The organism is Amycolatopsis sp. NPDC101161, from assembly GCF_044768185.1.
Taxonomy (GTDB): domain Bacteria; phylum Actinomycetota; class Actinomycetes; order Mycobacteriales; family Pseudonocardiaceae; genus Amycolatopsis.
The window spans coordinates 1464920-1476506 of sequence record NZ_JBIWPI010000002.1 but is presented as its reverse complement, the minus strand read 5'-3'; the positions used below and the strand labels follow the sequence as shown (position 1 = coordinate 1476506).

Annotated in this window: 12 protein-coding genes; 2 read left to right on the top strand and 10 right to left on the bottom strand. The window is 69.4% G+C overall.

Annotation, left to right across the window (positions count from 1 at the left end; translation table 11 throughout):
• Positions 1-7 precede the first annotated feature (7 nt).
• Positions 8-1237, bottom strand: a complete 1230-nt coding sequence (locus ACIRSS_RS18280) for a DUF445 family protein (protein ID WP_400896216.1) — start codon at positions 1235-1237, stop codon at positions 8-10.
• A 130-nt stretch (positions 1238-1367) separates the two neighbouring features.
• Here ACIRSS_RS18280 and ACIRSS_RS18275 point away from each other — a divergent pair, with 130 nt between their 5' ends.
• Together ACIRSS_RS18275 and ACIRSS_RS18270 are read left to right on the top strand one after the other, a co-directional pair.
• Positions 1368-2276, top strand: a complete 909-nt coding sequence (locus ACIRSS_RS18275) for a hypothetical protein (protein WP_400896215.1) — start codon at positions 1368-1370, stop codon at positions 2274-2276.
• Between the two features lie 452 nt (positions 2277-2728).
• Positions 2729-3379 (top strand): class II aldolase/adducin family protein, encoded by a 651-nt coding sequence (locus tag ACIRSS_RS18270; RefSeq protein ID WP_400896213.1) that lies wholly within the window; start codon positions 2729-2731, stop codon positions 3377-3379.
• On the opposite strand, the gene ACIRSS_RS18265 is transcribed toward ACIRSS_RS18270, so the two are convergent.
• From ACIRSS_RS18265 to cysS, 9 genes are all read right to left on the bottom strand, one after another.
• Positions 3376-4047 (bottom strand): HD family phosphohydrolase, encoded by a 672-nt coding sequence (locus ACIRSS_RS18265; RefSeq protein ID WP_400896211.1) that lies wholly within the window; start codon positions 4045-4047, stop codon positions 3376-3378. The genes ACIRSS_RS18270 and ACIRSS_RS18265 overlap by 4 nt on opposite strands.
• Before the next feature lie 71 nt (positions 4048-4118).
• Positions 4119-4757 (bottom strand): hypothetical protein, encoded by a 639-nt coding sequence (locus ACIRSS_RS18260; protein WP_400896209.1) that lies wholly within the window; start codon positions 4755-4757, stop codon positions 4119-4121.
• A 2-nt stretch (positions 4758-4759) separates the two neighbouring features.
• Complete coding sequence (locus ACIRSS_RS18255) at positions 4760-5773, bottom strand: hypothetical protein (RefSeq protein ID WP_400896208.1); 1014 nt, start codon at positions 5771-5773, stop codon at positions 4760-4762.
• A gap of 183 nt (positions 5774-5956) precedes the next feature.
• Positions 5957-6538, bottom strand: a complete 582-nt coding sequence (locus tag ACIRSS_RS18250) for a transglutaminase family protein (protein ID WP_400896206.1) — start codon at positions 6536-6538, stop codon at positions 5957-5959.
• A gap of 73 nt (positions 6539-6611) precedes the next feature.
• The gene (locus tag ACIRSS_RS18245) at positions 6612-7217 is read right to left on the bottom strand and encodes a histidine phosphatase family protein (protein ID WP_400896204.1); all 606 of its coding nucleotides are present in this window, start codon (positions 7215-7217) and stop codon (positions 6612-6614) included.
• A complete protein-coding gene (locus ACIRSS_RS18240) occupies positions 7217-7579 on the bottom strand; it encodes a hypothetical protein (RefSeq protein ID WP_400896202.1) in 363 nt (120 codons plus the stop codon). Before ACIRSS_RS18240 ends, ACIRSS_RS18245 begins: the two co-directional genes overlap by 1 nt.
• A gap of 107 nt (positions 7580-7686) precedes the next feature.
• Positions 7687-9120, bottom strand: a complete 1434-nt coding sequence (locus ACIRSS_RS18235; RefSeq protein WP_400896200.1) for an MBOAT family O-acyltransferase — start codon at positions 9118-9120, stop codon at positions 7687-7689.
• Positions 9121-9173: 53 nt separating this feature from the next.
• Positions 9174-10130 carry a 23S rRNA (guanosine(2251)-2'-O)-methyltransferase RlmB gene (gene rlmB / locus ACIRSS_RS18230; protein WP_372669925.1) on the bottom strand — a complete coding sequence of 319 codons (957 nt, stop codon included), beginning with the start codon at positions 10128-10130 and terminating at the stop codon, positions 9174-9176.
• A gap of 29 nt (positions 10131-10159) precedes the next feature.
• Positions 10160-11548 carry a cysteine--tRNA ligase gene (cysS, locus tag ACIRSS_RS18225; RefSeq protein WP_400896198.1) on the bottom strand — a complete coding sequence of 463 codons (1389 nt, stop codon included), beginning with the start codon at positions 11546-11548 and terminating at the stop codon, positions 10160-10162.
• Positions 11549-11587: the final 39 nt, after the last annotated feature.

The window sequence follows — 11587 nt, the reverse complement described above, 5'->3', positions numbered from 1 at the left end:
CCCGGCGTCAATGCAGCAGGAGCAGCACCTGGAGTTCACCCACCAGGCCACCGATGACCGCCCCGACGGCGATCAGCTTCCATTCGTCCTGCTTGAACGCCGGGCGCAGGATGCCCTCGAACTCCAGCGGGGTCAGCTGCTGCATCTTGTCGACGATCGTGTTGCGGACGTCGAGCGCGCCGGTGGCGTAGCTCTCCACGTGCTTCACCGTTTCGGGGAGGTACTCGATCACCTTGGCGGCGGCCGCGCGCTTCATCTCCTGGTACTGCCGGCCGCCGATGGTCAGGGCGACGACCGGCTTGACCAGGCTGACCTGCGCGTCGATCGTGCGCTGGACCTCGCGGGTGACGAGCGCGAAGAGCTTGTCCGAGCGCGGGCCGGTGAGCACGGCTTCGAGGACGTTCCGGACGGTGAGGACCTCGTCGGCGATCAGCGCGCCGTAGTCCGCGGCGACCTCCTGGCGGCGCTTCTGGAACATGCCCTGCCAGCGGAAGAAGCCGAACCCGCGCGGCTCGCGCGGGTAGAAGATCATCTTGAGCGCGAGCCAGTCCGTGACGAAGCCCGTGACGAAACCGAAGATCGGCATGATCAGCGGCTGTTTCGTCAGCGCCCACGCGACGAACTGGACGAGCCCGATCACGAACCCGAACCAGATCCCCGAGCGCGCGATGAACTTGAACTCGGGCGCGGCGACCTCGCGGATCAGCCGGCAGGTCAGCGACTTGTCGCGGACCATCGCGCCGATGAGCATGTCGTTGACGTCGAGGACGTCGTCGATGTTGGCCGAGACCTCCCGCAGCAGCCGCTTGACGACCTCGGGTGCCTGCGCGCGGACCTGGTCGACGAGCAGCCGTTGCGCGCGCGACGGCAGCATCTCCCAAAGCCTGGGCTGGTAGGTCTCCATCACCTCGCGCGTGACGTCTTCGACTGCCTTGAGCAGGGGCGCTTCGAGCTCTTTGACCATTTCCTCCGGGTCGAGCCTGCTGAAGATCTCCCGCGGGTCGACGAGGTTGCGGGTCAGCAGATCGACGGCGGTGGTGGCCATCCGCCGCGCGTTCGCCGGGATGACGCCCTGCCAGCCGAAGACGGGCTTGATGCCGACGAACTCCAGGGGCCGGAACATCATCTCGATGGCGACGCGCTTGGTGAGGTAGCCGATCAGGGCGGCGATGAGCGGCATGGTGGCGTAGACGTGCCAGTGCGCGCCGATGTCCGCGAGGACGGCCTGTATGTCCACAATGGCCTCCTCGCGTCAACCGGCTGGTCAACCGACGTCAGAATGCCATGCGTCACCGGGGGTTACCGAAATCGTGATGCATCCGTTTGGCGGTACGTCCGGATGGGTCCCGGCTCATTAAGGTGGCGCGATGGTCGCGCCTGAGAAGCCCCAGTCCGCCCCGAAGACAGCCCAGTTCGCCGTGGGTGTCCGCGGCTACAACCAGCGTCAGGTCGACGAACGCCTCGCCGAGCTGAACAAGGACCTGCGCGAGACGTCCCGCAGCCGCGACGAAGCCGTCGCGACGTCGTCGGACCTCTCCAAGGCCCTCTCGTACGCGCAGAAGGAACTCGCCGAGACGAAGGCCGCGCTGGCCAGGATGAGCTCGAGCCCGTCCGGCGCCGGTGCGATGGCCGAGCGCGTCCGGATGATGATGCAGCTCGCGGAGGAGGAGATCGCCGACCTGCGCGCGGCGGCGGAGGCGGACGCGGCGTCGACCCGCGACCAGGCGGACAAGTACGCGCACGAGACCCGCCGCACGGCCGACAAGCTGGCGAAGGACGCGGAGGAAGAGCGCGCGCGCCTGCTGTCGGAGGCGAAGGGCGAGATCGAGAAGCTGAACGCGGCGGCGGGAGCGAAGAGGGTCGAGCTGGCGGCAGCGGCCGAGCGGGCCCGCAAGGAAGCGGACGCTGCGGCCGAGGCGGCGGCGGCCGAGGCGCGGGCCGAGGCGGACCGGGTCGCGGCGGAGGAGCTGGCGGCGCGCAAGAAGGCGTTCGACGAGGAGCACGCGCGGAAGAAGCAGGAGACCGAGGCGGCGCTGGCTTCGGCCCGGTCCCAGCAGGCGGAAGCCGACCGGAACCGCAAGCTGGCGCTGGACCTGCGGACGAAGGTCGCCGAGCGGATCGCGGCCACGGATGTCGCGGTGCAGGAGGCCATGCGGTTGCTGGCTCCGGAGCCTCCGGCCGCCGCCGAGAACGGGGACCGGAAGCCGACGCCGGCCCCGGCTCCTGCTGCGAAGGCGGCTCCCGCGCCCGCTCCCGCGGCTCCGGCGAAGGCCTGACGGGCTTCCCGAAGACGCCGGCGCCCCTCGGCTCATCGAGGGGCGCCGGGCCAATCTCGATCCGGCGGTTCCGGCGGCCGCTGTCGCTTTCCCTCCCTCGGAGGTGTTCGGTTATCCACATCGGGCTCGGTTGTCCACAGATTTCGCGAGCCGCTGTTTTCGCAGCTCAGCGACGATAGACTGGGCAGGGGACGTCCCCCGGGGATGGGCTCGGGTGGCGCTGCGGGCGGTGTGGCGGAGCGCGTGGGCGATGTTGGTGCCCGGCTTGTCGGTGTGCGCTGGTCGCGAGGTTGCGCGCGCCGGCCATGATCCGGGGTGCGGTGCCCGTCCCGCATCCAGGCCGAAGACTTCGTCGGGGCGGCTGTCTTTGGGCCGAGAGGTGGCCGTGGCTCGTGGGTGGCTGGCAGTCTGCATGACAGCTGCTTGATCACCCACGAGAACGGACCCGCCGCATGCTCCTCGAGACCGAACGGGCCGCCGTGTGCGCCTACGCGCGGCGGATGGTCGGGGACGGCCTCGTCGTCGGGACCTCCGGGAACGTCTCGCTGCGGGCCGGTGACCTCGTCGCCGTCACCCCGACCGGCGTTCCCTACTCCAGCATGAACCCGGCCGATGTCCCCGTCGTCGACCTCGGTGGCCAGGTCGTCGACGGCTCGCTCAAGCCGACCAGCGAGCTCCCGATGCACCTGTCCGTCTACTGGGACGTGCGCGATCCGGACAGCGAGCCCGTCACCGCCGTCGTGCACACGCACTCGCCGCACGCCACCGCCGTTTCCACCCTCGTGCGCGAGGTGCCACCCATCCACTACATCCTCGCCACGATCGGCCCTTCGGTGCGCGTCGCGCGCTACGCCACCTACGGCACGCCCGAGCTGGCCGCCGCCGTGCTCGAGGCGCTCCAGGGCCGCCGCGGCTGCCTCATGGCCAACCACGGCACCCTCACCTACGGCGACGGCCTCGAGGCCGCCTACCACCGGGCCCAGCAGCTCGAATGGGCCTGCCGCGTCTGGCTGCTCGCGCAGGGCGCGGGCCGACCCGCGCTGCTGCCGCCGCCTGAGGTGGCGAAGGTCGTCGACCTGCTGCGCGGCTACGGCCAAACTTAGGACGCCAGCGCGTCGACGGCGTGGACCGCGTCCAGCAGCTCCGCCACCGTCGGGTCGTCGACCGCCTCCTTGATGCACTGCCACAGCTGGAGGTTCGCCATCGCCCAGCGCGAGTACGTCTTCGCCGCCTCGGGGTTGTAGAAGTAGTACCCCTCCTCGTGGACGTCGCACTGCTCGCCGACGATCTTGTCCGCCAGCTCACGCAGGCTCAGCCCGTTCTCGCGCAGGTACCGGTGCGCGAGCACCACCGGCGTCACCGGCAGCGCCTTGAACAGCGTGTCCGCGTCGCTCAGCGCCTGCGCCTCCAGCGAAATGTCGCGGCCGCGCGTGGCCATTTCGGCTTCGTCGACGATTTCGTCGATCCACCGCGCGACGCCCGACGGCACCCCGCACTCCGCGAGGATCTCCAGCCGCAGGCTCCGGCCCGCCGCCGCGGGCGAGTTGCGGAGCACCAGGTAGTTGACGTCGTGCACCAGCGCCGCCACCTCGACCACCGCGCGGTCGGCGCCGTTGTGCTGGGCGAAGCCGGCGGCCTTCGCGCGGACGAAGCTCACGTGGTGCCAGCCGTGGAACGGCAACCGTTCGGCATAACGGCGGCAAAGCCGGTGAACCCGGTTCGCGACGGCGTCGACGATGACGTGGTCGATCGTGCTTTCCTGCGTGCGCATACACCTCTCCGATCCCGGCCGTGGTTTCAGACGGGTGGAGTAATGGTAAGCGCCGTGACGCCGGTGGGTAGCTAGATGCGGTCGGCCAATTCCCCCAATCGGACCTCTACCGGAACGTGACGATGGCCGATTCCCGTGGCCGGGTCGAAAGAAAGGCTGAAACTGCTCACCGGGCGTGATTTCACGAGGAACGTCATCGTGCCGTCGGCCGCTTCGGGGATGCGGTGGAATTCGTCGGCCAGCATGGTGGCGCAGGCCCCGGCCTGGCACAACGTCCGGCGCCGCAGCCGCGCGGCCGCGATCAGGCCGGTTCCGGTGTCGATCGTCGTCTCGTATCTCTCGTGCAGGTAGTCACCACGGAGAATGGTGGTGCAGAAGTGGTACCTGTGGTTGTGCACGGAATCCGCGTACCCCTCCCGCCAGTCCTCCTGCGCCTTGTATTCGTGCAGCCAGAAGGAAAACGGGTCGGACGGCGAATCGAGCAGGCACCAGGCGAAGTGCGTGGTCGTTTCCCGGGACGAGCGCAGCACCTTCGCCGCCTGCGCGGACGACAGCCCGCGCAGTTGCGAACGCAGTTCGTCCCGCAGGCCGGGCTGGGCGGCCCACGGCCGGAACCACTCGTCGACGGCGCGCCAGCCGGCGGCCAGCGGGAACTCGGCCGCGCGCAGGCGCACGGCGAGTTCGGAAAGGGGGGACAGGCGGGTGAGCAAGGTCAGCTCCCTAGCTCGGCGACTTCGGAGAACTCCGCGCGGAAAGCGTGGAACTTGCCTTCCAGCTCGCGGAACTGCTCCTCGGACAGGGGGGATCCGGTGATCTTTTCGAACAGCGCCAGGAAATCCGTCCGCGTCGTCGCGGACGTGATGCGGAAGTGGCGGCCGGTCCGGGACTGCGAGACGCGCACGAACTCGGCGCGCTCCATGTTGTAGAGGAAGGAACCCTCGGTGAACCGCAGGGACCGCGGGTACAGCTTCGTGGCGCCGCGGACGTCGCTGTAGAGCGACACCCACACGCTGTCGTCGAACATCTCGAGCCGGTCCAGCGGCGGGTCGGCGACCACGGTGATGTCGACCTGCGCGCAGCGGCTGCGCGCCAGGAAGAGGCCGACGAGCCCGATCCGGATCTCTTCGTCGAGCCGGGTCTGGATCTGTTCGGAGTCGACGTCGCCCGCTTCGCGGCGCAGCAGGTAGCGGGCGCGCCCGCTGATCGAGCTGGCGTCACGCGGATCGGCGATGACGGCCCGGAGTTCGCGTTCGGTGCGGGAAAGCAACAAGCGGGCGGCCGCGTGCCGCCCGGAGAAGCCGCGGAAGAAGTACTGCCGGGTCGCGTTGAGGTCGGCCATCAGCAACCGGTTGAAGCCGGGGTCGGGGTCCGTGGTCGCCTCGAACACGTCGGTGGGGAAGAACTCCTTGTTCAGCGCGCGGTATTCGGCGCTCAGGTCCTCCAGCGCGCGCCTGCTTTCCTCGATCACCGGGGTCACCAGCGCCTTCTGCGACGCGCTGGCGGTGATCAGCGTGGTGCCGAACCCCACGATCGCGGAGATCAGGGTGCCGGTGCCCAGCGACGTCACCAGGTTCTTCCCGGTGCCGGGGTCCATCAGGCCGGCGAGCCACAGGCTGAGGCCGGCGACGACGACGAGCACCGTGAGGAGCAAGCTCGTCCTGGTCCAGAAGATCTCCTGCAGTGGGGTACGGCGGCGGGATCCGCCGTCCGCGACCACGTGCTTCACCTCCCTCGAACCACCCGAACGGACGTATGCGTAAAGTGTCTGTTCGAGCGCGGGGAGTCACTTTACGCGCCATACGGGGCGCGCGAAATAAGAAGTTCGGGGGACAAGGATGACGGACAGACGTCACTCTCGGCAATAATTAACCAGCTCGGCGAGGTTTTCGTAAATCACGGAAAACCGGCTTCAGAGCGTGGCCGGGAGCCCCTTTCCGTACCAGCCCGGCCCGGGTTCGGCGGTCATCAGGAAATCCACGACGACCGCCGCGGGGGCCGGGTGGATCTCCGGGTGATCGCGTTCGCCGCGCGCGAAGTCCACCGGCCAGGCCAGTTTCTCCTCGCCGAGCGAAAACTCCCCGCGCGCGCCCGTGCGGTTGCCGCGCGCGTCCAGACGCGTCCATTTGCCGTGCAGGTACACGCCATTCAGCCCGTGCAGCGCGGACAGCTCCTGGTAGCAGAACCCGGCCGGAATCCCTTGTGCGCGCAGCAAAGCGGCGAGTAGGTGCGCCTTCGCGTGGCAGATCCCGACGCGCTCGCGAAGGACGTCCGACGCCCGCCAGGTGACCCGCGGGTCGCACGCGTCGAGCACGTGGTCGATCTCGTCGCGGACGAACCGGAACGCGGCCTCGGCGCCGCCGACGGGATCGTCGCCGGCCGCGCGGAAACCGGCGGCCTGGGCGCGGATCGACGGGTGCTCGTGATCGACGACGGCGTCCGAGACGAGGTAGTCGCTCAGCCGAACGGAGGTGGGCGACGGAACGGGACTCATCCGGCCATCCTGACAGGTACGGCCATTCGGGCGAACCCCATTTTCCGAGGCGGCGACGCTCCGCGTTCGCCGATTACGGAAGGTAAAAGTCGGGTGAGAAGTCCGTCCAGCGCAGATCGGCGGTCAGGTGCGCGACGTCGTTGTACGTCAGCAATGCGGCGGGCCGCCCCGGCGAGTAGCGGATCACGGTCAGCGCGGCGTTGGCGTGGTTCAGGGCGAGCCACCGCCACGGCGGCGCGTCCTGCGAGGCGCGCACCAGCCAGCCGGCGAGGAAGTTGTGCGTGACGAGCACTTCGTACCGCGTCTCGGCACCCGGAACTGGCCCGGTGAACCGCCGTTCGGCCTCGGCGGCGAGCTCCTCGTCGGCGGGCGGCAGCTGGCGGGCGAAGGAGTGGAGGAGGTCGCCCGAGGTTTCGGGAAGCTCCTCGCGCATCGGCGTGTAGGGAACGAAGTCGTCGGCCGCTTTGTCGACGTAGATCGGGACGCCGGGCAGCTGGGTGGCGATGAGGGCGGCGGTCTGGCTCGCGCGCGGGAGCGGGCCGTGGTGCACGGCGTTGACGGGGATCTCGCGCAGCCGCCGGCCGAGCAGCAGCGCCTGCCGACGACCGGCTTCGGTGAGCTCGCCGGTGGGGGCCGCTTCGCCGTGGCGGGTGAGGAAGAGGTAGCGCGTGGCGAGCATCAGCCGACGGGGACGAGCGCACCCTGGGGACCTTGGCGGGGCGCGAACTGGGCGAGCAGCCGGATCGGTGCGGGGTGCGGCGGGAGGACGGTCGAGGCGAACGGCGTGATCGTGTGGTCGTAGCCGCTGTTGGTGTGCAGGTGGACGCTGACGTGAACGTTCCGGTCGGCGGGGATTTCGAAGCTGACGGCGCCCCAGGACACGACGTATTGGCGGCCGTCGATGCTGGCGATGGGGGCGTAGGCGCGGACCGTGTGGCCGAGGTGGGGGATGTCGACGGTGAGGAGTCTTCTTTGGCCTGCGTGGTGGTCCACGTAGGGGATCACTCCCGGGGTCCTGGCCAGGTCGGTCGGCTCGCTCATCTCGCGATTGTCTCTGATCATGCTGGTGGTGTCCCACCGACCCGAACGCTCGACGGGCGCTGCGTATCGGGTTCCGGGGGAGGTGTGGCCGATGGCCCTCTCGGGCCCTAAAACTGGTAGTACAAGAACGGGCTGAACGTCCCCGTCGCGATCAGGATCGCCGCGTACACCAACCCCACCGTCATCACGCCGATGCGCAACGCCGTTGCCGGGCGGCTGCGGGACGACTCCAGCAGCGGTCCCGTCACCGGGTGGGCCGGGAGCAGGAACACCGCCAGCGCCGCCAGCAACAACACCAGCCGCTGGTTCGTGAACGCCTCTTCGACCCCCGCTCCCAAACCGTCGAAGTCCGGGATCAGCATGTGGCCGATCATCGACAGCGCGTGGCCCAGGTCCGCCGATCTGAAGAACACCCAGCCGAACACCACCAACAGCATCGTCAGCGCTCGGCGGGTGTAGCGCTTCCACGGGGTTGCCGGGTCCAGGTCGAAGCCGAACCTGCGCTCGATCACCAGCAACGCTCCGTGGTAGCAACCCCACACCAGGAACGTCCACTGCGCTCCGTGCCAGAAACCCGTCAGCACGAACACTATGCACAAGTTGCGGTACGTGTGCGCCGCCCCGTTTCGGTTGCCGCCCAACGGGATGTACACGTAGTCGCGGAACCAGCGGGACAGGCTCATGTGCCAGCGGCGCCAGAACTCCGTGATCGTCACCGATGAGTACGGCCTCGCGAAGTTCTCCGGGAGCCTGAAACCCAGCATTCGACCAAGGCCGATCGCCATGTCCGAGTAGCCCGAGAAATCGAAGAACAGCTGGAGCGTGTAGCCGATCGCGCCGAGCCAGGCCGTTGCGAACGTCATCTCGTCCGGGGGGACCTTGAAGCACGCCTCCACCAACGGGCTCAGCGAGTCCGCGATGATCGTCTTCTTGCACAGCCCCAACGCGAACCGGGGGAAGCCCGCCGCGATGTCGTCCAAGCGGTGCGAACGCAGCTGCGGGAGCTGGTCGGCGATCTCGCGGTATCTGACGATCGGGCCCGCCACCAGCTGCGGGAACATCGCGATGTACGCCGCGAACGACACCGGGTTGCGCAACGCCTGGCGCTCGCCGCGGTAGATGTCGACCACGTACGAAATGTGGTGGAACGTGTAGAACGAGATGCCGATCGGCACCACCAGGCTCGCCACCGGCACGCTGCCGCCGAACCAGTGCGCGACCGCCGCGATCTGCTGGGTCGCGAACCCCGCGTACTTCCAGATCAGCAGGACCGTGACGTCCAGCGACACCACCGCGATGAGGATGCGGCGCCGCCGGACGCCGTTCACGTCGAACGGGTTCGGGGCCAGCAGGGGGCCGGCCAGGAAGTTGACCACCATGCAGCCCAGCAGCAGGAACACGAACGGCCCCGCGCCGATCGTGTAGAACAGCAGGCTGCCGACCGCCACGATGCCGTTGCGCCAGTTCCGCGGGAACACCAGCACGGCGACGAGCACCGCCGGCATGAAGTACCACAGGAACAGTGGCGATACGAACGACATCGGGTCCCCTCGGCTTTATCCGATGGTGACCTTAACCCGAGTGGGTGGCCGGGTCAGACCCGACCGGCGACACGGCGACGCCGCGCCACCTCCGCGAGCAGCACGCCGGCCGCCACGGACGCGTTCAACGATTCGACGCCGGCCGCCATCGGGATCGACACCGTCGCGTCGCACGTCTCGCGGACCAGGCGCGACAGCCCGCGGCCCTCCGAGCCCAGCACGATGACCAGCGGGTCGGCCGCCAGCTCCAGCTCGTCGATGTCCACCGAGCCGTCGGCGTCCAGGCCGACCAGCATCAGGCCCTCGTTCGCCCACGCCTTGAGCTGGCGGGTGAGGTTGGTCGCCACCGCGATCGGCAGCTTCGCCGCCGTCCCGGCGCTCGTGCGCCACGCCACCGCCGTCATGCCCGCGCTGCGCCGCTCCGGCAGCAGCACGCCGTGCGCGCCGAACGCGGCCGCCGAGCGGATCACCGCGCCCAGGTTGCGCGGGTCCGTGACGCCGTCGAGCGCGACGAACAGCGGCACCTCGCCCGAGTTGCGGGCCGCGGCCATCAGCTCGTCCGGGTGCGCGTACTCGAACGGCGGGACCTGCAGGCCCAGGCCCTGGTGCACGGCCCGGTTCGTCTTGCGGTCCAGCTCCTCGCGCGGGATCTCCAGGATCGAGATGCCCTTGTCGCCGGCCAGCCGGACGGCGTCGTTCACGCGGTCGTCGATCTCGATGTTCAGCGCGACGTACAGCGCGGTCGCCGGGACGCCCGCGCGCAGCGCCTCGACCACCGGGTTGCGCCCGGCGATCAGCTCCGGCTTGTCGGCCTTCTTCTGCCGCGCCTGGTCCCGCTTCGTCTGGGCGTTCGCCTGGCGGTAGGCCTTGTGCCCGGGGCGGTCCTCCGCCTTCGGGGTCGGCCCCTTGCCTTCGAGAGCCTTGCGGCGCTGACCGCCCGAGCCGACGACGGCACCCTTCTTGGTGCCCGTCTTGCGGATCGCGCCCTGACGCCGCGAGTTGCCTGCCATGGTGAAAGTTTCCTTGCTGTGTAACGGGATCAGTCGGACTTGACTGTCCACTGAGGACCGTTGGGGGTGTCCTCCACCACGATGCCCGCCTGCGAGAGGCGGTCACGGGCGGCGTCCGCGCGGGCGAAGTCCTTCTCGGCGCGGGCCTGCTGGCGCTCGGCCAGCAGCCCTTCGACGATCCGGGACAGCGCGTCCTTGGTGGGCGTGTCGGAACCGCCCGCCTCGGACCAGCGCGCGGACAGCGGGTCGAGGCCGAGCACGTCGGTCATCGCGCGGACGGCCGCGGCGAGTTCGAGTGCCTTGGGGGTGTCGCCCGCGTCGAGGGCGGCGTTACCGTCCCGGACCGTGGTGTGGACCACGGCGAACGCCTGCGGGGTGGCGAGGTCGTCGTCGAGCGCGTTGGCGAACTCCACCGGGATCGTGCCCAGCGCCACCTCGCCAGACTGCGCGGCGCGACGCAGGAACGTCTCGATCCGCCGGTAGCCCTGCGCGGCCTCGGAGACCGCGGCGTCGGAGTACTCGATGTTGGAACGGTAGTGCGGCTGCACCAGGTAGTACCGCAGTTCGGCGGCCCGGTAGCGCTCCAGCATCGCCGGGATCGCCACGGTGTTGCCCAGCGACTTCGACATCTTCTCGCCCGACATGGTCACCCAGGCGTTGTGCAGCCAGAACCGCGCGAAGGCGTCGCCGGCCGCGTTCGACTGGGCGCGCTCGTTCTCGTGGTGCGGGAAGACCAGGTCGATGCCGCCGCCGTGGATGTCGAACTCCGCGCCGAGGTACGCCGTCGCCATCGCGGAGCACTCCAGGTGCCAGCCCGGCCGGCCGTTCCCCCACGGCGTCGGCCACGACGGCTCGCCCGGCTTCGCGCTCTTCCACATGGTGAAGTCGCGCGGGTCGCGCTTGCCGCGGGTCGGCGTCTCGCCCTGCTGGACGTCCTCGAGGACCTGGCCGGACAGCTTGCCGTACTCGTCGAACGACTTGACCGAGAAGTAGACGTCGCCGTCCGCGACGTAGCCGTGGCCGCTCTCGATGAGCCGTTCCATCAGCTCGACCATCTGGGTGACGTGCCCGGTCGCGCGCGGGTTGATCGACGGCGGCAGGCAGCCGAGCTGCTCATACGCGGTCTCGAAGGCGCGCTCGTGCGTCGCCGCCCACTCCCACCAGGGGCGGTCGGCGTCGGCGGCCTTGGTCAGGATCTTGTCGTCGATGTCGGTGACGTTGCGGACCAGCAGCACGTCGAGTCCACTGTGGACGAGCCAGCGGCGCAGGACGTCGTAGTTCAGCGCGCCGCGGACGTGCCCGATGTGCGGAACGCCCTGCACGGTGGCACCACACACGTAGATCGACGCCGTTCCGCTACGGACGGGGTGGAACTCCCGCACGCTCCGGGTCGCTGTGTCGAAAAGGTGAAGGGCCACCCTCAAAGGGTACGGGGTGGGCGTGAGCGAGGTCGCAGC

What these genes read in the sequence shown, in the direction of transcription:
- ACIRSS_RS18275 (WP_400896215.1), top strand. Translation starts at nt 1,368, where the DNA reads ATGGTCGCGCCTGAGAAGCCCCAGTCCGCCCCGAAGACAGCCCAGTTC.
- ACIRSS_RS18270 (WP_400896213.1), top strand. Translation starts at nt 2,729, where the DNA reads ATGCTCCTCGAGACCGAACGGGCCGCCGTGTGCGCCTACGCGCGGCGG.
- ACIRSS_RS18265 (WP_400896211.1), bottom strand. Translation starts at nt 4,047, where the DNA reads ATGCGCACGCAGGAAAGCACGATCGACCACGTCATCGTCGACGCCGTC.
- ACIRSS_RS18250 (WP_400896206.1), bottom strand. Translation starts at nt 6,538, where the DNA reads ATGAGTCCCGTTCCGTCGCCCACCTCCGTTCGGCTGAGCGACTACCTC.
- ACIRSS_RS18245 (WP_400896204.1), bottom strand. Translation starts at nt 7,217, where the DNA reads ATGCTCGCCACGCGCTACCTCTTCCTCACCCGCCACGGCGAAGCGGCC.
- ACIRSS_RS18240 (WP_400896202.1), bottom strand. Translation starts at nt 7,579, where the DNA reads ATGAGCGAGCCGACCGACCTGGCCAGGACCCCGGGAGTGATCCCCTAC.
- ACIRSS_RS18235 (WP_400896200.1), bottom strand. Translation starts at nt 9,120, where the DNA reads ATGTCGTTCGTATCGCCACTGTTCCTGTGGTACTTCATGCCGGCGGTG.
- rlmB (WP_372669925.1), bottom strand. Translation starts at nt 10,130, where the DNA reads ATGGCAGGCAACTCGCGGCGTCAGGGCGCGATCCGCAAGACGGGCACC.